The following is a 24,120-nucleotide window of genomic DNA, read 5'->3' on the forward strand; positions in this document are numbered from 1 at the left end:
ATTAGAGATAGATGGCGATCAGTTGGGGGGGCCTGGCGGACCGAGGAGCATTTGCAGGAACCAGACAAAAAAACCGTAACCACCGACTATCGCCACCGATAACAGTGGAAACAGAACAATGATCAGGAAATAGAAGAGGCGTGTTTCTTTGCGAACTCGCTGGGTAGAGTCATCCATTGATGGCATGGTCAGCACTCCTGCCAAACTTTGAGAGGAGCCTAGATGGCTTCCTCTATAAGTTCCATGATTCAGATCAATAGCAGAAGCTTTAGCGCTTTAAATGCGAACTGACAGCACTGGACAAATATTGACACTCGAGAAGAGTTATTATTTGAGTGAGTTTTTAACGCTCCAGTTTGCCTATTTCATATTCACGCAACTTGTTGGCAATCGTTGTGTGGGAAACCCCCAGTCGCTTGCCGAGCAATCGGCTGCTGGCATGTTCCGAATAAAGCCGTTCCAGTACCGCCTTCTCGAAACGCCCGACGATCTCGTCCAACCCACCCTCCAGCGAAAAATCGCCAAGGGGCTGACGCACGCCATAATCCGGCAGACGAATATGCTCGGCCTTGACCGTGCCGCCGTCGCATAGGGAAACCGCCTGGAATAGCACATTCTCCAGTTGCCGCACGTTACCCGGCCAATGGTAATGGCTGAGCCGCTCCATGGCCGCCGGCGCCAGCTTTGGCAACGAGCAGCCGATCTGCCGACTGGCCTGATCGAGGAAGTGCTCCACCAGCGGCGTCAAGCCGTCGAGGCATTCGCGCAACGGCGGGATGTGCAGCGACAACACATTCAAGCGGTGGTAGAGGTCCTGGCGGAACTCACCGCGAGCGCACAATTCGGACAGGTCGACCTGGGTCGCGCAGATCACTCGCACGTCGAGGTAGACCTCTTCATCACTGCCCACACGACGGAAGCAACCGTCCTGCAAAAAACGCAGCAATTTCACCTGCAAGCGCGGGCTCATTTCCCCGACGCCATCGAGAAACAGCGTGCCGCCCGCCGTCAGCTCCAGCAGCCCGAGCTTGCCTTCGGCCCGCGCCCCTTCAAAGGCGCCCGGGCCGTAACCGAACAGTTCCGTCTCGGCCATGGACTCCGGCAGACCGGCGCAATTGAGCGCCATCAACGGCGACTGCCCTCGAGGACTGGCCAAGTGGCAGGCCCGCGCCAGCAACTCTTTGCCGGTGCCGGTTTCCCCTTCGATCAACAGCGGTGCATCCAATGGCGCCATGCGTCGCGCTTCGCGCACCACGGCGGCCATGACTTTCGAGCTTTGGAAGATGCTGTCGAAGCCGCGCAACTCCTGCTTGCGCACGTTGTAGATGCGCTCGCCCACCCGGTCGGCGCGGTGCAATGTCAGCACCGCACCGGCCATGGCCTCGCTGTCGTCATGCTCCGATTGCAGCGGCGCGATGTCGGCCAGGAACACATCCCCCTTGACCTTGACCCGCAGCCCGTTGATCCGCGACTTGTTGGCGCGCACCAGTTCCGGCAAATCGAAATCCTCGGCGTACCGCGACAGGGGAATCCCCGGCACCTCGTCGACGCGCACCCCGAGCAACTGCGCCGCCGCACGGTTGGCCGCGACAATGGAACCGCCCATGTCGATCGACAGCACCGGAAACTCCAGCGCACCGAGCAGTGCATTGAGTTCCATGTGCCGACGCTCGCTGGGCATCAGCCCTACACGCTTGACGCCAAAGACCCCGGCAATCGCTTCGAATTTCGGACGCAAGGCCTGGAACTGAATGTTGATCAGGTTTGGGCAATGCAGGTAGATGGCATTGCCATGCTCCCCCCCCACCTCACCGCGGGCCACGTTGATCCCGTACTCCACCAACAGGTTGAGAATGTCGCGCAGGATGCCGATGCGGTTCTGGCAGTGGACTTTGATACGCATATTAAAGGCCCGAAAAAACGATGAATGGGGTGCGTAACCTGTAGGAGCGAGCCTGCTCGCGATGGAGTCGAGCGCAACGCGTTTATTCAGGATGAACGCGTTTTCGTTAACGTCCATCGCGAGCAGGCTCGCTCCTACGGGGATTATTTTTCTGCTGAGGTGCTCAGATAGTCGTCAAGATTATGTGACAGGTACGATGCTTTTCAAACCCGAAAAACTCAACATCTGCGCCACAGCAGTTAATCCGTAACGAAAAATTTACGAAAAACGGTAAATCTTCCTGCGAATTACCAGAGTCACCTGCTGCAACAGCGCAATTCTTGAGGTATTTCTAGGTCCATAGCAGTACATAACAAGAACGAAATCCCCTAGCAGGAGAGCAGCATGAAGCAGACGCAATACGTGGCTCGCGAGCCCGATGCGCAAGGTTTTATCGACTACCCCGCCGAAGAACACGCGGTGTGGAACACGCTGATCACTCGTCAACTGAAAGTGATCGAAGGGCGTGCGTGCCAGGAGTACCTGGACGGTATCGAAAAACTCGGTCTGCCCCACGACCGCATTCCTCAACTCGGCGAAATCAACAAGGTCCTCGCTGAAACCACCGGCTGGCAGGTTGCCCGGGTTCCCGCACTGATTCCCTTCCAGACCTTTTTCGAATTGCTGGCCAGCAAGCAGTTTCCGGTGGCGACTTTTATTCGTACCCGCGAAGAACTGGACTACCTGCAAGAGCCGGACATTTTCCACGAGATCTTCGGTCACTGCCCGCTGCTGACCAACCCGTGGTTCGCCGAATTCACCCACACCTACGGCAAGCTCGGCCTCAAGGCGTCCAAGGAAGAACGCGTGTATCTGGCGCGCCTGTACTGGATGACCATCGAGTTCGGCCTGCTCGACACCCCGCAAGGCCAGCGCATCTACGGCGGTGGCATCCTGTCCTCACCGAAAGAGACTGTCTACAGCCTGTCGAACGAGCCTGAACACCAAGCCTTCGACCCGCTGGAATGCATGCGCACGCCTTACCGCATCGACATCCTGCAACCCCTGTATTTCGTTCTGCCGAACCTCAAGCGCCTGTTCGACCTGGCCCACGAAGACATCATGGGCATGGTCAAGCAAGCGATGCAGATGGGTCTGCACACGCCGAAATTTCCGCCAAAACCAAAAGCTGCGTGAACCGCGACTTTTGCTGACAAGTGAGTCTGTCAGTCACCGTCGCTTTGGTTTAGCGTGACGGCACTGTCGACCGATATAAAAACACTCGATTACAGGAAACACACCATGTCCACTTTGAACCAAGCCCATTGCGAAGCCTGCCGCGCCGACGCCCCACAAGTCAGCGACGAAGAACTGCCGATCCTGATCAAGCAGATCCCGGACTGGAACATCGAAGTACGTGACAGCGTCATGCAGCTGGAAAAGGTCTTCCTGTTCAAGAACTTCAAGCACGCCCTGGCGTTCACCAACGCCGTCGGCGAAATCTCCGAGGCCGAAGGCCATCACCCGGGCCTGCTGACCGAGTGGGGCAAAGTGACCGTGACCTGGTGGAGCCACTCGATCAAGGGCCTGCACCGCAACGATTTCATCATGGCCGCGCGCACCGACGAAGTGGCGAAGGACGCTGAGGGGCGCAAGTAATGCATTTCGACGCCATCGGTCGAGTGCCTGGCGACCCGATTCTGGGCCTGATGGAGGCCTACGCGCAGGACCCGAACCCGCGCAAGTTCGATTTGGGCGTGGGTGTCTACAAGGACGCCCAGGGCCTGACGCCGATTCTCGAGTCGGTGAAGCTTGCCGAGCAGCGCCTGGTGGATCACCAGTCCACCAAGACCTACATCGGTGGTCACGGCGAACCGGCGTTCGGCAAAGCGATCAATGAACTGGTGCTGGGTGCCGACTCGAAGCTGATCAGCGCACAACGCGTCGGCGCCACCCAGACTCCGGGCGGCACCGGGGCTTTGCGCCTGAGCGCGGACTTTATCGCCCAATGCCTGCCAGGGCGCGGCGTGTGGTTGAGCAACCCGACCTGGCCGATCCACGAAACGATTTTTGCCGCAGCCAAGGTCAAGGTCAGCCACTACCCGTACGTGGGCAGCGACAACCGTCTCGACGTCGATGGCATGCTGGCGGCGCTCAACGAAGCGCCCAAGGGTGACGTGGTCTTGCTGCACGCCTGCTGCCACAACCCGACGGGTTTCGACCTGTCCCAGGATGACTGGCAACGGGTGCTGGAGGTCGTACGCAAGCGTGAATTGCTGCCGCTGATCGACTTCGCGTATCAAGGATTCGGCGATGGGCTGGAACAGGATGCCTGGTCGACCCGGCTGTTCGCCGCCGAGTTGCCGGAACTGCTGATCACCAGTTCCTGCTCAAAGAACTTCGGCCTCTACCGCGACCGCACCGGCGCGCTGATTGTCTGCGCGAAAACCGCCGACAAGCTGGTGGATATCCGCAGCCAACTGGCCAACATCGCCCGCAACCTGTGGTCGACGCCGCCGGATCATGGCGCTGCCGTTGTAGCGACCATCCTCGGTGATCCAGAGCTGAAACGCCTGTGGGCCGACGAAGTTGAAGCGATGCGCCTGCGTATCGCCCAACTGCGCAGCGGTTTGGTGGAAGCGCTGGAGCCTCACGGTTTGCGCGAGCGCTTTGCCCATATTGGCGTGCAACGCGGGATGTTCTCCTACACCGGCCTGTCGCCTGAGCAAGTGAAGAACCTGCGTGATCATCACAGCGTTTACATGGTCAGCTCGGGCCGGGCCAATGTGGCTGGCATTGATGCCACGCGCCTGGATTTGCTGGCCGAGGCGATTGCCAGCGTCTGCAAGTAACTCACAAGCACTGCAAATCCCCTGTAGGAGCGAGCTTGCTCGCGATGGACGCCAGAACACCGCGGGGTGTCAAGCACCCCTGCGTTATCGTTGACGTTTTTCGCGAGCAAGCTCGCTCCTACATTTGTTTCAACCTGTCTAGACAATCCCATCCGTCGAAACAAATGGATATAAAAGTCCGTTTGTCATTTTCAGTGCTGTATCCTGCCCAGGCTTTTTTAAAGCGCGGATCTACCAGATCTATCAACAGACTTAGCGAGGAGCGCAACCATGCACGAGATTCCTAATCTCCCCTTCCCAAGCCTGCACGTACCTGAGCAGACGACCACGCAGCAAGCCGGAGCCCAACAGCCCGAGCCGAAAGAAGCCACTGACAGCCGCCAGGCTGACAGAGAAGACTGAAACACCCGCCGTACAGACCGTGTGGAAAGCGCTACCATGCGCTTTCCACACTGCCTGAAACGAGAACTTTCCATGACCGATGAATTCAGCGAAGCGCAGGCCAGCGTCCTGATCGGCACCGCCGAGAAAATGATCGAGATCTGGAATCGCCTCTCTCCCGAGAAACAAGCCGCTTTGCTCGCCCGCTTCGGCACCCAGGAAAATGCGCTGGCCGCCCTGGTCACCACGCAACTGGTCGCTCCCGTCAAAGCTGAATGACACCGCCCGGTAAATAGTTTTACTTTTTCACAACCGACGACCGTCCACACCGCTATCATAAGCAGCCTATCTATCCTGCTTTACCGTGGACCTTTACCCATGCCTGAAAACCAGCGCCCCCTGGCGGTCACGCTGCAAGTCGTTTCCATCGTCTTTTTCACCTTCATTGGCTACCTGAACATCGGCATCCCCCTGGCCGTATTGCCCGGTTACGTCCACAGCGACCTGGGCTTCGGTGCGGTGATCGCGGGTCTGGTGATCAGCGTGCAATACCTGGCCACCCTGCTCAGCCGCCCCTATGCAGGGAAGATCATCGACAACAAGGGCAGCAAACTGGCTGTGATGTATGGCCTGGCCGGTTGCGGCTTGAGCGGTGTGTTCATGCTGGTCTCGGCCTGGACCCAGAGCCTGCCGACCTTGAGCCTGATCAGCCTGTTGATCGGCCGTCTGGTTCTCGGCAGCGCGGAAAGCCTGGTGGGCTCGGGCTCGATTGGCTGGGGTATCGGCCGGGTCGGTGCGGCGAACACCGCCAAAGTCATCTCCTGGAACGGTATCGCCAGCTACGGCGCACTGGCCGTCGGCGCGCCCCTGGGCGTGTTGATCGTCCATCAACTGGGCTTGTGGAGCATGGGCGTCAGTATTGTGTTGCTGGCCGTGCTCGGTCTGCTGCTGGCCTGGCCGAAAACCGCCGCGCCGATCGTTGCCGGTGAGCGCCTGCCGTTCATGCACGTGCTCGGGCGGGTCTTCCCCCACGGCTGCGGCCTGGCCCTCGGCTCCATCGGTTTCGGCACCATCGCCACCTTCATCACCCTGTATTACGCCACGCGACACTGGGATAACGCCGTACTGTGCCTGAGCCTGTTCGGTGCCAGTTTCATCGGCGCGCGCTTGCTGTTCGGCAACCTTATCAATCGCCTCGGCGGCTTTCGCGTGGCCATTGCCTGCCTGTCAGTGGAAACCCTGGGATTGCTCCTGCTGTGGCTGGCACCGGATGCCCATTGGGCACTGGCGGGTGCGGCGCTGAGCGGCTTCGGCTTTTCGCTGGTGTTTCCGGCACTGGGCGTGGAGGCGGTCAACCTGGTCCCGGCCTCCAGCCGTGGTGCAGCGGTCGGCGCCTATTCGCTGTTCATCGACTTGTCGTTGGGGATCACCGGACCGGTCGCTGGCGCCATTGCCGCCGGGTTCGGTTTCGCTTCGATCTTCCTGTTCGCCGCCATTGCCGCATTGAGCGGATTGACGCTGAGCGTTTACCTGTACCGGCAGGCAACGAAGCAACGCGAGGCACGGGACGCCCGTTAGAAATCGACCTTGCCGCGCCCGGCCTTGATGTTGCCGCGCTTGCTCTTGGATTCGAGGCGACGGGTCTTCGAGCCGAGGGTCGGCTTGGTCGGACGGCGCTTCTTCTCGACCTTGGTGGCACTGAGGATCAACTCGGTCAGCCGCAACAGCGCATCGGCGCGGTTCTGCTCCTGCGTCCGGTACTGCTGGGCCTTGATGATCAACACACCGTCGCTGGTGATGCGACTGTCGCGCAGCGCCAGCAGCCGCTCCTTGTAGAACTCGGGCAAGGACGACGTCGGAATGTCGAAGCGCAGGTGCACGGCGCTGGAAACCTTGTTGACGTTCTGCCCACCCGCGCCCTGGGCGCGAATGGCCGTCAACTCGATCTCGGCATCCGGCAGCTGCACGTTGTTGGAAATCACCAGCATGGAAAAGCGTCCGTATTCAGAGTGTGCAGGATACCGCGAATAGATGGGAGGAATCCGGACCTTGTGGGAGCGAGCTTGCTCCCACAAAGGGATTTATGTGAACCCCGAAAACAACAAACCCGGCACATGGCCGGGTTCGTTGTTTCTGCGCTCTGCGTTTACTTCGCCGCAGAGCCGGCAACCTGCAGTGCATGTTGCGCACTGCGCTTGTTCTTGATGCCGTAGCAGACCCACATGAACACGAGCCACACTGGAATCGCGTACACCGATGTCTGGATCCCCGGAATCAACAACATCACGCCAAGGATGAACAACACGAACGCCAGGCAGATGTAGTTGCCGTACGGATACCACAAGGCCTTGAACAGCGGCGTCTGTTTTGTCTTGTTCATGTGCTGGCGGAACTTGAAGTGCGAGTAGCTGATCATCGCCCAGTTGATCACCAGGGTGGCCACCACCAGCGACATCAGCAGTTCCAGCGCGCTGTGCGGAATCAGGTAGTTCAGCAGTACCGCGATCAGAGTCACGGCGGCCGAGGCCAGGATCGAGCGCACCGGCACACCGCGCTTGTCGATCTTCGCCAATGCCTTTGGCGCATCGCCTTGCTCGGCCATGCCCAGCAGCATGCGGCTGTTGCAGTAGGTGCCGCTGTTGTACACCGACAGCGCAGCGGTCAGGACCACGAAGTTGAGGATGTGCGCGGCGGTATTGCTGCCCAGCATCGAGAACACTTGCACGAACGGGCTGCCGCTATAGGAATCACCGGAAGCGTTCAGGGTGGTCAGCAAGCTGTCCCACGGCGTCAACGACAGCAGGATCACCAATGCACCGATGTAGAAAATCAGGATCCGGTAGATCACCTGGTTGATCGCTTTCGGAATCACGGTTTTCGGCTTGTCGGCTTCGGCAGCGGTGAAACCGAGCATTTCCAGGCCACCGAAGGAAAACATGATGAATGCCATGGCCATCACCAGACCCGTGACACCGTTCGGGAAGAAGCCACCGTGGGACCACAGGTTGCTGACCGCAGCTTGCGGGCCGCCATTGCCACTGACCAGCAGGTAGCTACCCAGAGCAATCATGCCGACGATCGCCACGACCTTGATGATCGCAAACCAGAACTCGGCCTCGCCAAAGACTTTGACGTTGGCCAGGTTGATGGCGTTGATCAGCACGAAGAAGGCAGCTGCGGAGGCCCAGGTCGGGATGTCCGGCGCCCAGTAGTGGATGTACTTGCCAACCGCGGTCAGCTCGGACATACCCACCAGAATGTACAGGATCCAGCAGTTCCAGCCCGACAGGAAGCCGGCAAAGCCGCCCCAGTACTTGTGCGCGAAGTGGCTGAAGGAGCCGGCCACCGGGTCTTCGACGATCATTTCACCCAGTTGGCGCATGATCATGAAGGCGATGAAGCCGCAGATGGCGTAGCCGAGGATCATCGACGGGCCGGCGGATTTCAGCACCCCGGCCGAGCCGAGGAACAAGCCGGTACCGATCGCGCCACCGAGGGCGATCAATTGAATGTGGCGATTTTTCAGGCCGCGTTTCAGCTCGCCTGATTGCGGGTTTTGTCCACTCATGAAAAGGGTCTCACGCAAGGTTTGATGATGTTCAGTAGACGTTGCTGCTCAAGAAAGGCGTTAAGCGGCACCGATCAAACCCCAGCGCAGGCACCAGGAGTTCAGCGTAATTACAACGGTCATGCGTCACCTGTTTGTTTTTATCTGTGACGAAATCGAACCCGACGCGCTCGTGACGCGACGGAGTGAACAAGGCGGATAGCCTTGAGGTTTGCGCAGATGCGCAGGAGGTCACAGGTAAAACGCGGCGCATTGTACACCTGTAACCCCCTGCTGCCAGACCCGCTGGACAAGCGTGTCTATGGCCGGGATTGCCTGTGTCCGCCCCGAGAGGCTCGGGCGGCTGCAAAAAATGGGTCAGATCCTTGCGGATCATCGACGCAGACGGCGCCAAACACGCCACTCGCGGAGAGATGAAAACGGATTGCGGCGTTCATTGCGCCTCCTTTTTGTTATGCACCTGCACGACAGGCATGGCGCGCATAACACCCTGCATGGAGCGGTGAAACAAGCGGGCCAGAGGGTCGGAAGGAGGAAGGAAGACGCTGAAGCGTAAGCGTTTTCTTACGGTATCCAGGGAGTGGCGAATCCACGGGGTTAATCCGTGGTTTTTGTCAGGATTTCTTTACATCGCGTAAACCATGATTTCCATATTGGAGGTCTCAGCGCGATGGCGCCCTCAAAAACAATACGGACATAAAGCCAGACGAAAAAAAACGCCAACCCGAAGGTTGGCGTTTTTCACTTGCCGCTAACAGCTTACCGCTGCCTCACTCCGGCTTGCGACGACCGAAGCCTGGACGCTGGCCGGAACCGGCCGGTGCGCCACGGCGCTTGCCCGATGGCGTGTCACCGTCGACCAGCTTGATCCCTGGACGCTTCGGCGCAGGCTTGGCCGGGCGCTTGGTGTCGGCCGGGCGATCGGCTACCGGCGTACCACGACCTTCGCCACGCTCGGTACGGCCGTTGGCCGGACGTGGCGTACGTGGACCGCGTTCGCCGTCCTGACGGGCAGCAGGCTTGCGCCCTGGACGCTCGCCTTCGATCTGCGGCTCGCGGCTGGCACGAGGCGCGGCAGGTGCGGCGGCTGCACCAGTGGCTGGACGCAGGGTACGAACGCGTTCGGTCTTGGCCATCGGACGCGACGACTTGCGCTGCATCCGGTCAAGCTTGTCCTTGCTCTTGGCGTTCATCTGCGGCATCGCGACCGGCGTCAGGCCGACCTCGGCACTCAGGATGTCGACTTCGTACTGGCTCATTTCGCGCCAGCGGCCCATCGGCAGGTCGGAGTTGAGGAACACCGGGCCGAAACGCACGCGCTTCAGACGGCTGACCACCAGGCCCTGGGATTCCCACAGGCGACGAACTTCGCGGTTACGACCTTCCATCACCACGCAGTGATACCAGTGGTTGAAACCTTCACCACCTGGCGCCTGCTTGATGTCGGTGAACTTGGCCGGGCCGTCTTCAAGGACAACACCAGCCTTCAGACGCTCGATCATCTCGTCATCGACTTCACCACGCACACGTACCGCGTATTCACGGTCCATTTCGTAGGAAGGGTGCATCAGGCGGTTGGCCAGTTCACCGTCGGTGGTGAACATCAGCAGACCGGTGGTGTTGATGTCCAGGCGACCGATGTTGATCCAGCGGCCTTCTTTCGGGCGCGGCATCTTGTCGAACACGGTCGGACGGCCTTCAGGGTCAACGCGGGTGCAGATCTCGCCGTCGGGCTTGTTGTACATGATCACGCGGCGGACCGACTCGGCAGCCTCTTCGCGCTTGATCACCTTGCCATCGATGGTGATGGCGTCGTGCATGTCGACACGCTGGCCAAGGGTGGCGTCTTTGCCGTTGACCTTGATGCGGCCGTGGCTGATCCAGGCTTCCACGTCACGGCGCGAGCCGACGCCGATACGGGCGAGGACTTTCTGCAGTTTTTCGCCTGCTGGGCCGATTGGCTGGTCGTCTTGCTGGTCTTTGATACTCATCTGGGCACCTCCCGGTGTGGTCTGAAAACTGGGTACTTGGGCGAAGGGATCGCCGAAGGGTCGCGAATCATACGCGCATGAGGGCGTTTGCGCATCAGAGACTAGCTGATCAAGGCAAGGTTATTTGCTTTTCCGCCGACCGGTGACACGCAACTTGATCATTCGGCGATCACAGCCCCCTGTAGGAGCGAGCTTGCTCGCGAAAAACCCAATGGCGCCACGGGCATCCGGATGTGCGCGTCATCGTTCACGACCATCGCGAGCAAGCTCGCTCCTACAGGATCGGTGTCAGTCCTCGAACTGGCGCCGTTCGGCCTCGATGGCTTCGGCCAGGGCCTGGGCTTCGGCTTCTTCGTCCGACAGTTCGGGCTCGGGTTTCGGTTGTTCGAGAGCGGCAACGGCGGCCAGGAGCTTTTCCCGGGCTTCGGCGACACCGAGGATGTCGTCTTCTTGCTCCGGTTCAATTTCCGGTTCAGGCTCGGGCTGTGCCGCTTCGACTTCTGGCTCGATGACCGACTGTTCCGGATCGAATTCAGGCGACACCCCATCACGCAGCAAATCGTCGAAATCGGTCTTGATCCCCTCCTCCATGCTGTCCAGCTCCAGCAGCAGCGTGTGGAAACTGGTTTCTTCCTTGGGTTCTTCCGGTTCGGCACTGGCGTCGGCCAGTTCCTGCAGGGCTGCCGGTACCGGGGCATCATCGAAGTCGAGCACCGGATCCGGTTCCAGCTCGCGCAGTTCCGCCAGCGGTGGCAGGTCGTCGAGGTTCTTCAGGTTGAAGTGATCGAGGAACGCCTTGGTGGTGGCGAACATCGCCGGCTTGCCGGGCACATCGCGGTAGCCGACGATGCGGATCCACTCGCGCTCCATCAAGGTCTTGACGATATTGCTGTTGACCGCCACGCCCCGCACGTCTTCGATTTCACCGCGGGTGATCGGCTGGCGATAGGCAATCAGCGCCATGGTTTCCAACATGGCCCGAGAGTAACGCTGCGGGCGCTCTTCCCACAGACGCCCGACCCAAGGCGCAAATTTCTCGCGAATTTGCAGGCGATATCCCGAGGCCACTTCCTTGAGTTCAAACGCGCGGCCATCGCAGGACTTGGCGAGAATCGTCAGGGCCTTCTTGAAGACCGGTGGCTCCGGGCGTTCGCCTTCTTCAAAGAGTTCGAACAGGCTTTCCAAAGATTGCGGCTTTCCCGAGGCCAACAGAAAGGCTTCAAGCAAGGGTGCCAGATCACGGGGTTCAGTCAGGTTCATGTTTCGACTCGTTATTCGGCTCGGGCTCGCACGTGGATCGCGGCAAATGGCTCATTCTGCACCAGCTCGACCAGGGATTCCTTGACCAATTCAAGGATCGCCATGAAGGTCACCACCACCCCCAGACGCCCTTCTTCAGCGGTGAACAGCTCGACAAACGGTACGAAACCGCCGCCCTTGAGCCGTTCCAACACATCGCTCATGCGTTCGCGGGTCGACAGCGCTTCGCGGCTGACCTGATGGCTTTCGAACATGTCGCCACGGCGCAACACCTCGGCCATGGACAACAGCAGCTCTGACAAGCGCACATCCGGCAACAGCTTGCGCGCCCGGGCCTCCGGGGCGTCAAGCTTAGGCACCACCACATCACGGCCGACGCGACTCAGGCCGTCGATGCCTTCGGCGGCAGCCTTGAAACGCTCGTATTCCTGCAAGCGGCGGATCAGTTCGGCGCGCGGGTCTTCCTCTTCGTCTTCGACGGTTTCGGCCCTTGGCAACAGCATCCGCGACTTGATCTCGGCCAGCATCGCGGCCATCACCAGGTATTCGGCGGCCAGCTCCAGGCGCACCGACTGCATCAATTCGACGTAGCCCATGTACTGGCGAGTGATTTCCGCCACCGGGATGTCGAGGATGTTGATGTTCTGTTTGCGGATCAGGTACAGCAGCAGGTCGAGCGGGCCTTCGAACGCCTCGAGAAAGACTTCGAGGGCATCCGGCGGGATGTACAGGTCCAGCGGCATTTCCATGACCGCCTGGCCATAGACCATGGCGAAGGGCAGTTCCTGCTGGGCTCCGGCCTGACTGTCGACGGGTTCTACTGCGGACATCTAGGCCTCGACCATGAACGGCGCAGGGTCGCCGCAACCAACGCGAATGACTTCCGGCTCGCCGTCGGCGAGGCTGATCACGGTGGACGCCTTGATCCCGCCGAAACCGCCATCGATGATCAGATCGACCTGATGTTCGAGCAACTGGCGCATTTCGTGCGGATCGCTCAACGGATCTTCATCACCTGGCATGATCAGGGTTACGCTCATCAACGGTTCGCCCAGTTCAGCCAGCAGCGCCAGGGCAATCGGGTGGCTCGGCACACGCAGGCCGATGGTGCGTTTCTTCGGGTGCAACAACAGCCGCGGCACTTCGCGGGTGGCGTTGAGAATGAAGGTATACGGCCCCGGCAGATGGGCCTTGAGAATGCGGAAAGTGCCGGTGTCGATCTTGGCGAACAGCCCCAGTTGCGACAGGTCGCTGCAAATCAGCGCGAAGTTGTGCTTTTCATCCAGCTGCCGCAGACGCCGAACGCGCTCCACGGCTACCTTGTCGCCGATCTGGCAACCTATGGCGTAGGAAGAGTCCGTGGGATAAATCACCACCCCGCCCTTGCGGATGATCTCGACCGCCTGTTTGATCAGGCGCGCTTGCGGGTTTTCCGGATGAATCTGGAAAAATTGACTCACATTCTCTACCTGTTCAGACGGCGGCAATAATTGGGTCATGTTTGAATCGACACCATAGCGGTGGCAGATCCTCCGGGAGTGGCCGGTATTCACCGATCTCCGACCAGCCTCCGGGGCCATGAAAATCACTGCCGGCACTGACCAGCAGACCGAACTCGCGGGCCAGAATGGCCAGGCTGCCCACTTGCTCGGCAGGCTGGTAACCATTGACCACTTCGATGGCGTGGCCCCCTGCTTGAATATAGTCGGCAATCAGGCGACGTCGCTTGCTGCGCGTGAAATCATAGTGCCATGGGTGTGCCAGACTGACCCAGGCCTTGGCCGCGCGCAGGGTTTCGACGGTTTCCTCCAGGGTCGGCCAGTGTTGCTTGACGTCGCCCAGCTTGCCGGCGCCCAGCCATTTGCGGAACGCCTCGGCGCGATCCTTGACAAAACCTTCACGCACCATCCAGTCGGCGAAATGCGGGCGAGCCGGCGCGTTACCGCTGTCGCCCAGCTCCTGCTGGATCTCCCTGGCGCCATCCAGCGCCCCCGGCATGCCTTTCAATGCCAGTTTGCGGCTGATTTCCTCGGAGCGTAGCCAGCGGCCATCATGCAATCTGGCGATGGCCTCGACCAACGGCGCGGCGTTGACGTCAAAACCGTAGCCCAGGATATGAATGGTCGCGCCGCCCCAGGTGCAGGACAATTCGACGCCGTTGACCAGTTGCATCCCCAGCGCGGTAGCCGCGTGCCGGGCCTCGTCGAGGCCCTCAAGGGTGTCGTGATCGGTCAAGGCCAGGACTCGCACGCCTTTCTCGAACGCCCGCGCCACCAGAACCGCAGGCGCCAGGGCGCCATCGGAGGCCGTGCTATGGCAGTGCAAATCAACATTCACAGGGCTTTGTAACCTCAAATCAGCTGGCGCTATCGCGCGCCCATATGTTTGTTATTATGCCGCCACATCCTGCTTCTGGCTGCCACTGTGAAACAATTCATCGATTTCATCCCGCTACTGCTGTTTTTCATCGTCTTCAAAATCGACCCACAGGTCGTCGACATCGCCGGTCATGAGATCACTGTAGGCGGTATTTACAGCGCCACCGCGATGCTGATCGTCAGTTCACTGGTGGTCTACGGCACACTGTTCATCAAGCAGCGCAAGCTGGAGAAGAGCCAGTGGCTGACCCTGATCGCCTGCCTGGTCTTCGGCAGCCTGACGCTCGCGTTCCACAGCGAGACGTTCCTTAAGTGGAAAGCCCCGGTGGTCAACTGGCTGTTCGCCCTTGCGTTCATCGGCAGCCACTTCGTCGGTGACAGCCTGCTGATCAAACGCATCATGGGCCACGCGCTGACCTTGCCGGAGCCGGTCTGGACGCGCCTGAACATCGCCTGGATCGCCTTCTTCCTGTTTTGCGGTGCCGCCAACCTGTTTGTCGCGTTCACCTTCCAGAGCTACTGGGTCGACTTCAAGGTCTTCGGCAGCCTGGGCATGACTTTGCTGTTCCTGATCGGCCAGGGCATCTACCTGTCCCGTCATCTGCACGATGCCGACACCACAACGCCAAAAACCGAGGACTGACATGCTTTACGCAATCATTGCCACAGACGTCGCCAACTCCCTGGAAGCCCGCCTGGCCGCTCGGCCTGCACACCTCGAGCGCCTGCAAGCGCTCAAGGGCGAAGGTCGCATCGTACTGGCCGGCCCACATCCGGCGATCGACAGCAATGATCCGGGCGCGGCGGGTTTCACCGGCAGCCTGATCGTCGCCGAATTCGATTCCCTGAGCGCCGCCCAGGCCTGGGCTGACGCTGATCCGTACATCGCCGCTGGCGTCTACGCCAACGTTCTGGTCAAGCCGTTCAAGCAAGTCCTGCCGTAACTTTCTTCTCGCAATGCCCCCACGCGGTGAACCATATCGGTTCATCGCGTTCTCAATCGCTCATTATTCTCGTTTGCCGGCCGACAACTTTCCCAATACTCGTATTGGAACCAGGAGTCGCCATGCGCAAGGGTCCGTTGTGCCTGATGTTGGTCACGTTGTCGATCGTGGCGCCCGCCCACGGTGAAGAAAACGCCGAGGGGGGCAACTCGACGCCGCTTTCCTTGAGCGCCGGAAGCCAGATCACCGAGCTGCAGCAACGCTTGAAAGAAAGCGAACGGCAACGGGAAGAACTGAACAAACAATTGCAAACTGCCGATGGCGAACGCGAAAGCCCGCTCCTGGCCCGGTTGCGCCAGGAGAACCAGCGTTTGAAGCTGCAACTCAAGGAAGCCCAGGCCAGCAGTCCGCTGCCGCGCCTGCTGACCGACCAGCAACAATGGTTCGTCATTGGCGCCGGGGTAGCGCTATTGGCTCTGCTCTGCGGTATCTTCGCCAGTGGAGCAAGTCGAAAACGTCGACAATGGCTAAATTGAGTGAGTCATGAGCGAGCTGTTACTTATTGATGATGACCAGGAGCTGTGTGAGCTCCTGAGCAGTTGGCTGAGCCAGGAAGGGTTTCAGGTTCGGGCCTGTCACGACGGCCAGAGCGCACGCCGCGCGCTGGCTGAAACCGCCCCGGCGGCCGTGGTGCTGGATGTGATGTTGCCCGATGGCAGCGGCCTGGAACTGCTCAAGCAGTTGCGCAGCGATCACCCGGATTTGCCCGTACTGATGCTCTCGGCCCGGGGCGAACCGCTGGACCGTATCCTCGGCCTGGAACTCGGCGCCGACGATTACCTGGCCAAGCCCTGCGACCCACGGGAACTGACCGCCCGCCTGCGCGCAGTCCTGCGCCGTAGCCACCCGGCGGCGGTGTCCAGCCAGATGGAACTGGGCGACCTGTGTTTCAGCCCGGTGCGCGGCGTGGTCAGCATCGACGAACAGGAATTCACCCTCACCGTCTCCGAAAGCCGCCTGCTGGAAGCCTTGCTCAAGCAACCGGGCGAGCCCCTGGACAAACAGGAACTGGCGCAGATCGCCCTCGGCCGCAAGCTGACCCTGTACGACCGCAGCCTGGACATGCACGTCAGCAACCTGCGCAAGAAGATCGGCCCACACCCCGATGGCCGCCCGCGTATCGTCGCCCTGCGCAGCCGCGGTTACTACTACAGCCTGTAGGAGCAGCCGGTCGACGCTCGATTGCTCGCGATGGTCTCACAGTCAACGCGCTTTTCCAGACAGCACGCGTAATCGTTCAACTCCATCGCGAGCGAGCTCGCTCCTACAGCAAGGCACCTGGACGTTTTGTCAGGTCGGCGCAAAATCATCTTTACCCAAGCTTTACGTACCGCTGACCGCCGCTGACCTTGATCTGCGTAATCTGTACTCATCCGGAACGTACCGGGAACGAGACAAGGAGATACACCATGCGCAAGACTCTTATCGCTCTGATGTTCGCTGCTGCCCTGCCGACCGTTGCCATGGCCATGCCTGAAGGCACGGGCCCCATGGGTGGGTCGATGGACGGTTCGCGCCACGGCGGTCAGATGCACGGCATGCACGGCAAAGGCCCGTACAGTGAACTGGACCTGAGCCGCGAACAGCGCGAGCAGATCCGCAAGATCATGGGCGAGCAGATGCACGAGCGTAAGCAACTGGTCGACAAGTACCTGGAGAAACTCTCGCCAGCCGACCAGAAAGCCATGAAGGACGAGATGGCCGCCAACCACAAGAAAGCGGAAGCGGATGTGCGCGCCTTGCTGAAACCGGATCAACAGAAGAAATTCGACGAGATCCAGAAAAAACAGGCTGAACGTCGCGCCGAATGGGCCGAGTTCAAGGCCTGGAAAGCGCAACAACCGCAAAAGGCGCAATAATGCGCTGACCCCGGACCCGACGGCTGAACACCGTTGGGTCTGACACCACACAATTTAAATGTGGGAGCGAGCTTGCTCGCGATAGCGTCAGCACGTTCAACATCAACGTGACTGAAAGACCGCCATCGCGAGCAAGCTCGCTCCCACATGGATTTGTGATCGTTTGAGGATTTCCTGTGCGTTCATTGTTCTGGCGTATCCTGGCCAGCTTCTGGCTGGCCATCGCCCTGGTTGCAGGGCTTTCCATCCTGCTCGGGCACATGCTCAACCAGGACGCATGGATTCTCAGCCGCCACCCGGGCCTCAACACGCTGGCCGAAGAGTGGACGCAAACCTACGAAAGCCAGGGTGAAGACGCCGCCCAGGACATTCTCCAGCAACGCAAACGCCAGTATCACATCGACGTTCAGGTGCTTAACGAAAGCGGCGATCCGCTGGTGCGCGGCACTTTCCCCAAACGTGCGGCGGCCTTTGAGGCGCGCCAGAACAATGAGGACCGGCGCCTGCCGTGGCGGCGTCTGACCGATGAGTTCACCAGCGAAAAAACCGGTGACACCTACCTGTTCATCTACCGCATCGCGCACCCGGAACTGGACGCCTGGCACCGCGAGAGCCTGCTCTGGCCGCTCAGTGCGCTGGGGATCGCCCTGGTGGTGCTGACCCTGTTCAGCCTGCTGGTGACCTTCTCCATCACTCGCCCGCTCAGCCGTCTGCGCGGCGCGGTGCATGACCTGGGACAAACCACGTATCAACAGAACAGCCTGGTCAAGCTGGCCAACCGTCGCGATGAGTTCGGCGTCCTGGCCAACGACTTCAACCGCATGGGTGCGCGCCTGCAAAGCCTGATTGGCAGTCAGCGGCAACTGCTGCGGGATGTGTCCCATGAACTGCGCTCGCCCCTCGCCCGCCTGCGTATCGCGCTGGCACTGGCCGAACGGGCCACCCCGCAAGAACGGGAACAGCTGTGGCCGCGCCTGACCCGCGAGTGCGACCGACTGGAAGCGCTGATCAGCGAAATCCTGGTACTGGCGCGGGTCGACTCCGATAACGCCAGTGCGGAAGAGGTGGACCTGAACGCCTTGCTCAATACCCTGCAAAAGGATGCGCAACTCGGTTCACCCGAGCAACTGGTCCACCTCGAAGCCGAATCGCAACTGAATCTGAAGGGCTGGCCGACCATGATCGAACGGGCCGTCGACAATCTGCTGCGCAATGCACAGCGTTTCAATCCGGTAGGTGGCCTACCGATCGAAATGCAGGCGCTGCGTCAGGGTGAGCGGATCGTCGTGACTGTGCGCGATCATGGGCCCGGTGTCAGTGCCGAATACATGAGTCAGCTCGGTGAGCCATTCTATCGGGCGCCGGGGCAGACTGCGGCCGGACACGGCCTGGGCCTGGCCATCGCCCGGCGCGCGGCGGAGCGACATGGCGGCAGCCTGGTGCTGGCCAATCACCCGGAAGGCGGGTTCATTGCCAGCCTGGAATTGCCGTTGGTGCCGGGGGCTGTCGTACAGCCCTGAAACGGACACCCTTTGATGTGAGCTACCTGGATCTACTGTGGGAGCGAGCTTGCTCGCGATGACGCAGGCACTCTCAACAATCAAATTGACTGACCGGCCGCTATCGCGAGCAAGCTCGCTCCCACAGGTTTTGCGGTGTCAGACTTTGCCCGGCCAGGCGCTAACGAATTCGGCCAGGTCGACTTTCTCGGCCACACGCGGTTCTTTCTGCGGCGTGCCGAGGTACAGGAAAGCAATCACCTCTTCCCCCTCCGCCAGGCCCAAACCCTTAGCCACATGCGGCGAGTAGGCCAGGTCACCGGTACGCCACACCGCACCAATGCCCTGCGCATACGCCGCCAGCAAAATCCCGTGGGCTGCACAGCCCGCCGCGAGCAACTGCTCTGACTTCGGATACTTGACGTGATCCTGCAACCGCGCGATCACCACCACCACCAGTGGTGCACGCAGTGGATTATTGCGCGCCTTGTCGATGGCCGCTTCGCCGACTTCGCTGTCTTGCAGTTTCGCCGCCTCGGCCAGCAACTCGCCCATCTGCTCTCGCGCCGCGCCTTCCACCGTCAGGAAACGCCAAGGCTGCAAGTGACCGTGATCCGGGGCGCGCATGGCGGCGCCAAACAGCACCTCGCGCTGCTCGGCAGTGGGTGCAGGGTCAATCAGTCGTGGAACGGAAACACGGTTGAGCAAAGCGTCGAGAGCCTGCATCGGCCACCTCCTGAAAAATTTGTGCGGCTATTCTAGCTGTAACTGTCGCAGCAGTGCCGGTTTACATGCCCTGCCCCGCAGGTAGAATGGCGCCCTTTCCACTATCAGCCGAGCGGACCTCATGGCGTTGCCGACCTTACGGATCATTGGTTTCATCATCGGCATCTTCCTGATCACGCTGGCGATCTCCATGGTCGTGCCCATGGCCACGCTGGTCATTTTCGAGCGCACCAGCGATCTGCCGTCGTTCCTCTGGGCCAGCATGATCACCTTTGTCGCCGGTTTGGCGCTGGTGATTCCAGGGCGCCCCGAACATGTTCACCTGCGCCCCCGGGACATGTACCTGCTGACCGTCAGCAGTTGGCTGGTGGTGTGCATCTTCGCCGCGCTGCCATTCCTGCTGACCCAGCACATCAGCTACACCGATTCATTCTTCGAAAGCATGTCCGGCATCACCGCCACTGGCGCAACCGTGCTCAACGGCCTGGACAACATGTCCCCCGGCATCCTGATGTGGCGCTCGTTGCTGCACTGGATCGGCGGCATCGGCTTCATCGGCATGGCGGTGGCGATCCTGCCGCTGTTGCGCATCGGCGGCATGCGGCTGTTCCAGACCGAATCGTCGGACCGCTCGGAAAAGGTCATGCCCCGCTCACACATGGTGGCGCGGCTGATCGTGGCGGCCTACGTCGGCATTACCATTGTCGGCAGCCTGGCGTTCTGGTGGGCCGGGATGAGCCCGTTCGACGCCATCAACCATGCGATGTCGGCCATTTCCACCGGCGGCTTCTCGACCTCCGACCAGTCTTTGGCCAAGTGGCCGCAACCGGCGGTGCATTGGGTAGCGATCGTCATCATGATTCTCGGTGCCCTGCCGTTCACCCTGTATGTAGCCACGTTGCGTGGAAACCGTCGGGCGCTGATCAAGGACGAACAGGTTCAAGGCCTGCTCGGCATGCTGCTGGTGACCTGGCTGGTGCTCGGCACCTGGTATTGGTGGACTACCCAGCTGCATTGGCTGGAGGCGTTGCGGCATGTGGCGCTGAACGTGACATCGGTGGTGACGACGACCGGTTTCGCGCTGGGGGACTACAGCCTCTGGGGCAATTTCTCGCTGATGCTGTTCTTCTACCTGGGGTTTATCGGCGGTTGTTCCGGCTCGACCGCGGGCGGGATCAAGATTTTCCGCTTCCAGGTGGCCTATATCCTGCTCAAGGCCAACCTTAACCAGCTGATTCACCCGCGGGCGGTGATCAAGCAGAAGTACAACGGTCACCGCCTCGACGAAGAAATCGTGCGGTCGATCCTGACCTTTTCGTTCTTCTTTGCAATCACCATCTGTGTGATCGCGCTGCTGCTGTCGCTGCTCGGCGTGGACTGGATGACCGCCCTCACCGGCGCGGCCAGTACCGTGTCCGGTGTCGGCCCGGGGCTCGGCGAAACCATCGGCCCGGCGGGCAACTTCGCCACCCTGCCGGATGCCGCCAAGTGGATTCTCTCGTTCGGCATGCTGCTGGGCCGACTGGAGATCATTACGGTGTTTGTGCTGTGTATTCCGGCATTTTGGCGTCATTGACCGCGTCAGGTGCTTGCATCAGCCGCATCCGGTACTCACCGGGTGTGGCATCGAACCAGCGGCGGAAAGCACGAAAGAAGTTGCTCGGATCGGCAAACCCCAGCAAGTAGGCAATTTCCAGCAAGGTCATGTTCGGTCGTGCCAGGTACTGTTCGGCCAGTTCGCGCCGGGTATCGTCCAGCAGCGCCTGAAAACTCGTGCCCTCTTCCTGCAAGCGCCGCTGCAAGGTGCGCTGGGACAGATGCAGCGTCTGCGCCACGGTATCGCGCTTGGGTTCGCCTTGGGGCAACAGGCGGCACAACACCTGCCGCGCCTTGTGGGTCACGCGGCTTTCGGAAAAACGCGCCAGGTACTCGCCGGCAAAGCGGTCATGCAGCAATGCCATGGCCTCGTTGGCCGTCGGCAGCGGCGCTTCCATATCGGCGGGTTCGAAAATCAGCGCATCGTAAGGCGCGTTGAACACCAGCGGTGCATGGAAAGCTTGTTTATAGGGTTCCAGATTGACCGGCTCGGTACCTTGCAACAATACTTTGCGCGGTTGCAACGTACGCCCGGTCAACCAGCCACACAGCGCCAAGGCACAGGCCATTGAAGCTTCGGCGCTTTGCCGGGTCGGTGGCAAATGATCGCCATGCACCGTCAGAATCAGCCCGTAGCCTTCTTCCAGCAGCTGGAAACTCAGGTCGGCACTTTCGGCGATGATCCGCTGATAGCGCACCAGACGCTGAAAGCCTTCGGCCAGGGTCCGGCTGGACATCAAGGCGTAACCGGCCACATGAAACTGCGCCGGTCGCAGCACCTTGCCCATGTTCAGGCCGATGGCCGGGTTGCCGGACAGCTCGACCGCCCGTTGCCACAACCGGGTCATGGAATCCTGGGGGAAGCGTGCGTCCGGATCATCCAGTGCCGCGTAGTCGAGCCCCAACTGCTTGAACAGAGCCCGGCAATCCAGGCCGTCCATCTCCAGCGCTTTGACAATCCCCATCGCCCAGCTTGCAGAAGTCGTTCGTTCGCTCATGGCGTTTTCTTACATGGTGGCCGCATGCTACGGCTATTGACCGAAGGATACTAAAGTGGCGCCTATTGTCAGTGGCTGATGCCATTGATCACTCTAGACTCAAATAAGCTACCCGCAGAACAACTTGCAGCAAGAACAATAACCACAGAGATCGCTGTCGTGGAAAACGTCAAACGATTCAACAGCTTCGCTGAGTTCTATCCTTACTACCTCAGTGAGCACAGCAACAGTACCTGCCGCCGTTTACACTTTATCGGCACGACCCTGGTTATCTTGATTCTGACGCTGACCATTGGTCGCGGAGCCTGGATGCTGTTGTGGGCCCTGCCACTGGCAGGCTACAGCTTTGCCTGGGTCGGGCATTTCTTCTTCGAGAAGAACCGCCCGGCAACGTTCCAACACCCCTTCTATAGCCTGCTCGGCGATTTTGTCATGTACCGGGACATGGTCTTGGGGCGCGTTCCGTTCTAGCTGACTTGCGTCACAAGAGAGTTGCCGATGAATGCCAATGCCCGCTTCACCCACATGAAGGACGGCACACAGGAAGACTGGGCGATCATCGCCGCGGACTTCAGTGCCTACGCGCGACAATTGCCGACAAGGATCGTGGCGCACCTGAAGTTGCTGGCGGGGGATTTTGGCGGCTTCCCGGTGGATCGCCTGACCCACTCCCTGCAAACCGCCACCCGCGCCTGGCGCGATGGTCGCGACGAGGAGTACGTGGTCTGCGCCCTGCTCCACGATATCGGCGACACCCTGGGCACCTACAATCACCCGGACATCGCGGCGGCGATCCTCAAGCCGTTCGTCAGCGCCGAGAACTTGTGGATGGTGGAAAAGCACGGGATTTTCCAGGGCTACTACTTCTTCCATCACTTGGGTATGGATCGGCACTTGCGCGAGCAATTCAAGGACCATCCGCAGTACCAGGCGACCGTCGAGTTCTGCGCCAAATACGATGCGGCGGCGTTTGATCCGGCGTACGACACGCTGCCGTTGAGCTTTTTCGAGCCGATGATGGAGCGCCTGTTTGCGCACCCCAGGAATTCGATCTACAAGGCGGCGATGGAAGAACAGGCTCCAGCGTGATGACCTATGGCGACCATTGTGGCGAGGGGGCTTGCCCCCGTTGGGCTGCGCAGCAGCCCTAAAGCCATTCACCGCAGATCACCAGATAGATCGCGCTCACAGGTTCACGGCGGCTTCGCCACCGAACGGGGCGGTGCGGCGTTCCGACAAGCCCCCTCGCCACAAAAATCAAATCAATCAGGCCAACTCCGCAACCCTGCCCGCCTTCATCTGTGCCTCGCGCGCCTGGGCATCCGCCAGTCGATACAACTCGATCGAGCCATCCCAGTGCTCGATCAGCGCGGTGCACGATTCCACCCAGTCGCCGCAATTGAGGTAGTCCACCTCGCCGACCTTGCGAATCTCGGCATGGTGAATGTGCCCGCACACCACTCCGTGCAGCTCGCGCTTGACGCATTCATGGGCGATGGCTTCTTCGAAGTCGCTGATGAAGCTGACCGCGGTTTTCACCTTGTGCTTGAGGTAGGCCGACAACGACCAGTAGCCGTAGCCATATCGCGCGCGCCAATGATTGAGCCAGCGGTTGAGGGTCAGGGTGAATTCGTAGGCCGAGTCACCGAGAAACGCCAGCCAGCGATGGTAACGGGTGATCACATCGAACTGATCGCCGTGTATCACCAGCAGGTGCCGGCCGTCGGCGGTGACGTGCACGGCTTCGTCGACCAACTGGATGTTGCCCAGGATCAGCTTCGAATAGCGGCGCAGGAATTCGTCGTGGTTGCCGGTGACGTAGATCACCTCGGTGCCACGCTTGCTCATGGTCAACAGGCGGCGGATGACGTTGGTGTGCGCTTGCGGCCAGTACATGCCGCCGCGCAGTTTCCAGCCGTCGATGATGTCGCCGACCAGGTAGATCTTGTCTGCGTGGTAGCTCTTGAGAAACTGCGACAGGTGTTCAGCCTGGCAATCCCGGGTGCCCAAATGCACGTCGGAAATCCATAAAGTCCGTACGCGTTGCTTACGGGTGGGTTTGGCGAGCTCGGCGCTGGTCATGGGCAACCCTCTGACAAGTTTTGCCAAGTCTGCCCCGGCCCGGT

Annotated in this window: 26 protein-coding genes; 14 read left to right on the forward strand and 12 right to left on the reverse strand. The window is 60.3% G+C overall.

Annotated elements, in window-relative coordinates; genetic code table 11:
- Positions 1–18: 18 nt before the first annotated feature.
- Both AC1RDQ_RS24325 and AC1RDQ_RS24330 read right to left on the reverse strand, forming a co-directional pair.
- A complete protein-coding gene (locus AC1RDQ_RS24325; RefSeq protein WP_173677902.1) occupies positions 19–186 on the reverse strand; it encodes a periplasmic nitrate reductase, NapE protein in 168 nt (55 codons plus the stop codon).
- A 157-nt stretch (positions 187–343) separates the two neighbouring features.
- Positions 344–1,903: a sigma-54-dependent transcriptional regulator gene (locus tag AC1RDQ_RS24330; RefSeq protein WP_057715922.1), complete on the reverse strand. Its 1,560-nt coding sequence runs from the start codon at positions 1,901–1,903 to the stop codon at positions 344–346.
- Between the two features lie 384 nt (positions 1,904–2,287).
- Between AC1RDQ_RS24330 and phhA the strand changes: the two genes are divergently transcribed.
- From phhA to AC1RDQ_RS24355, 5 genes are all read left to right on the forward strand, one after another.
- Positions 2,288–3,079 (forward strand): phenylalanine 4-monooxygenase, encoded by a 792-nt coding sequence (phhA, locus tag AC1RDQ_RS24335; RefSeq protein WP_489339993.1) that lies wholly within the window; start codon positions 2,288–2,290, stop codon positions 3,077–3,079.
- A gap of 105 nt (positions 3,080–3,184) precedes the next feature.
- The gene (locus AC1RDQ_RS24340; RefSeq protein ID WP_007938547.1) at positions 3,185–3,541 is read left to right on the forward strand and encodes a 4a-hydroxytetrahydrobiopterin dehydratase; all 357 of its coding nucleotides are present in this window, start codon (positions 3,185–3,187) and stop codon (positions 3,539–3,541) included.
- On the forward strand, positions 3,541–4,734 hold the full coding sequence (locus tag AC1RDQ_RS24345; protein ID WP_492588345.1) for an amino acid aminotransferase: 1,194 nt from the start codon (positions 3,541–3,543) through the stop codon (positions 4,732–4,734). The genes AC1RDQ_RS24340 and AC1RDQ_RS24345 overlap by 1 nt, the downstream gene beginning before the upstream one ends.
- A gap of 474 nt (positions 4,735–5,208) precedes the next feature.
- The gene (locus AC1RDQ_RS24350) at positions 5,209–5,394 is read left to right on the forward strand and encodes a hypothetical protein (RefSeq protein ID WP_057715925.1); all 186 of its coding nucleotides are present in this window, start codon (positions 5,209–5,211) and stop codon (positions 5,392–5,394) included.
- 99 nt (positions 5,395–5,493) lie between these two features.
- Complete coding sequence (locus AC1RDQ_RS24355; protein ID WP_492588346.1) at positions 5,494–6,693, forward strand: MFS transporter; 1,200 nt, start codon at positions 5,494–5,496, stop codon at positions 6,691–6,693.
- Here the strand turns inward: AC1RDQ_RS24355 and arfB are convergent.
- The 7 genes from arfB to AC1RDQ_RS24390 all read right to left on the reverse strand — a co-directional run bounded on the left by arfB (position 6,690) and on the right by AC1RDQ_RS24390 (position 14,271).
- Positions 6,690–7,103 carry an alternative ribosome rescue aminoacyl-tRNA hydrolase ArfB gene (gene arfB, locus AC1RDQ_RS24360; protein ID WP_489339992.1) on the reverse strand — a complete coding sequence of 138 codons (414 nt, stop codon included), beginning with the start codon at positions 7,101–7,103 and terminating at the stop codon, positions 6,690–6,692. The genes AC1RDQ_RS24355 and arfB overlap by 4 nt on opposite strands.
- A gap of 158 nt (positions 7,104–7,261) precedes the next feature.
- Entirely contained in the window at positions 7,262–8,683 is a 1,422-nt protein-coding gene (locus tag AC1RDQ_RS24365) for an amino acid permease (RefSeq protein ID WP_057715928.1), read from the reverse strand.
- 770 nt (positions 8,684–9,453) lie between these two features.
- A complete protein-coding gene (gene rluB / locus AC1RDQ_RS24370) occupies positions 9,454–10,674 on the reverse strand; it encodes a 23S rRNA pseudouridine(2605) synthase RluB (RefSeq protein ID WP_057715929.1) in 1,221 nt (406 codons plus the stop codon).
- 288 nt (positions 10,675–10,962) lie between these two features.
- A complete protein-coding gene (gene scpB / locus AC1RDQ_RS24375; protein WP_492588347.1) occupies positions 10,963–11,934 on the reverse strand; it encodes an SMC-Scp complex subunit ScpB in 972 nt (323 codons plus the stop codon).
- A gap of 11 nt (positions 11,935–11,945) precedes the next feature.
- Positions 11,946–12,764, reverse strand: coding sequence for a segregation and condensation protein A (locus AC1RDQ_RS24380; RefSeq protein WP_007984128.1), 819 nt, complete (start codon positions 12,762–12,764; stop codon positions 11,946–11,948).
- Positions 12,765–13,394, reverse strand: coding sequence for an L-threonylcarbamoyladenylate synthase (locus tag AC1RDQ_RS24385; protein ID WP_032829738.1), 630 nt, complete (start codon positions 13,392–13,394; stop codon positions 12,765–12,767).
- Positions 13,395–13,407: 13 nt separating this feature from the next.
- The gene (locus AC1RDQ_RS24390; RefSeq protein ID WP_489847433.1) at positions 13,408–14,271 is read right to left on the reverse strand and encodes a PHP domain-containing protein; all 864 of its coding nucleotides are present in this window, start codon (positions 14,269–14,271) and stop codon (positions 13,408–13,410) included.
- 87 nt (positions 14,272–14,358) lie between these two features.
- Here AC1RDQ_RS24390 and AC1RDQ_RS24395 point away from each other — a divergent pair, with 87 nt between their 5' ends.
- From AC1RDQ_RS24395 to AC1RDQ_RS24420, 6 genes are all read left to right on the forward strand, one after another.
- Positions 14,359–14,955 carry a septation protein A gene (locus AC1RDQ_RS24395; protein ID WP_057715933.1) on the forward strand — a complete coding sequence of 199 codons (597 nt, stop codon included), beginning with the start codon at positions 14,359–14,361 and terminating at the stop codon, positions 14,953–14,955.
- A 1-nt stretch (position 14,956) separates the two neighbouring features.
- Entirely contained in the window at positions 14,957–15,256 is a 300-nt protein-coding gene (locus AC1RDQ_RS24400) for a YciI family protein (protein ID WP_053156484.1), read from the forward strand.
- Between the two features lie 122 nt (positions 15,257–15,378).
- Entirely contained in the window at positions 15,379–15,792 is a 414-nt protein-coding gene (locus AC1RDQ_RS24405; protein ID WP_057715935.1) for an SH3 domain-containing protein, read from the forward strand.
- Positions 15,793–15,799: 7 nt separating this feature from the next.
- Complete coding sequence (locus AC1RDQ_RS24410; protein WP_007984138.1) at positions 15,800–16,477, forward strand: response regulator transcription factor; 678 nt, start codon at positions 15,800–15,802, stop codon at positions 16,475–16,477.
- Between the two features lie 248 nt (positions 16,478–16,725).
- Positions 16,726–17,175 carry a Spy/CpxP family protein refolding chaperone gene (locus AC1RDQ_RS24415; protein WP_090453778.1) on the forward strand — a complete coding sequence of 150 codons (450 nt, stop codon included), beginning with the start codon at positions 16,726–16,728 and terminating at the stop codon, positions 17,173–17,175.
- A 176-nt stretch (positions 17,176–17,351) separates the two neighbouring features.
- Entirely contained in the window at positions 17,352–18,695 is a 1,344-nt protein-coding gene (locus AC1RDQ_RS24420) for a sensor histidine kinase (protein WP_057715937.1), read from the forward strand.
- A gap of 138 nt (positions 18,696–18,833) precedes the next feature.
- On the opposite strand, the gene AC1RDQ_RS24425 is transcribed toward AC1RDQ_RS24420, so the two are convergent.
- Positions 18,834–19,400, reverse strand: coding sequence for an NAD(P)H nitroreductase (locus tag AC1RDQ_RS24425; protein WP_090453776.1), 567 nt, complete (start codon positions 19,398–19,400; stop codon positions 18,834–18,836).
- A 121-nt stretch (positions 19,401–19,521) separates the two neighbouring features.
- Between AC1RDQ_RS24425 and AC1RDQ_RS24430 the strand changes: the two genes are divergently transcribed.
- Complete coding sequence (locus AC1RDQ_RS24430) at positions 19,522–20,976, forward strand: TrkH family potassium uptake protein (protein WP_057715939.1); 1,455 nt, start codon at positions 19,522–19,524, stop codon at positions 20,974–20,976.
- Here AC1RDQ_RS24430 and AC1RDQ_RS24435 read toward each other — a convergent pair.
- A complete protein-coding gene (locus AC1RDQ_RS24435) occupies positions 20,933–21,994 on the reverse strand; it encodes an AraC family transcriptional regulator (protein WP_079246791.1) in 1,062 nt (353 codons plus the stop codon). The two genes, AC1RDQ_RS24430 and AC1RDQ_RS24435, sit on opposite strands and share 44 nt — an antisense overlap.
- 159 nt (positions 21,995–22,153) lie before the next feature.
- On the opposite strand from AC1RDQ_RS24435, the gene AC1RDQ_RS24440 reads away from it, so the two are divergent.
- Both AC1RDQ_RS24440 and AC1RDQ_RS24445 read left to right on the forward strand, forming a co-directional pair.
- Positions 22,154–22,465: an Mpo1-like protein gene (locus AC1RDQ_RS24440; protein ID WP_008051185.1), complete on the forward strand. Its 312-nt coding sequence runs from the start codon at positions 22,154–22,156 to the stop codon at positions 22,463–22,465.
- A gap of 27 nt (positions 22,466–22,492) precedes the next feature.
- A complete protein-coding gene (locus AC1RDQ_RS24445) occupies positions 22,493–23,083 on the forward strand; it encodes an HD domain-containing protein (protein WP_492588348.1) in 591 nt (196 codons plus the stop codon).
- Positions 23,084–23,260: 177 nt separating this feature from the next.
- On the opposite strand, the gene AC1RDQ_RS24450 is transcribed toward AC1RDQ_RS24445, so the two are convergent.
- The gene (locus AC1RDQ_RS24450; protein ID WP_057715943.1) at positions 23,261–24,076 is read right to left on the reverse strand and encodes a UDP-2,3-diacylglucosamine diphosphatase; all 816 of its coding nucleotides are present in this window, start codon (positions 24,074–24,076) and stop codon (positions 23,261–23,263) included.
- Positions 24,077–24,120: the final 44 nt, after the last annotated feature.

The organism is Pseudomonas sp. GW823-FHT02E01, assembly GCF_058797535.1.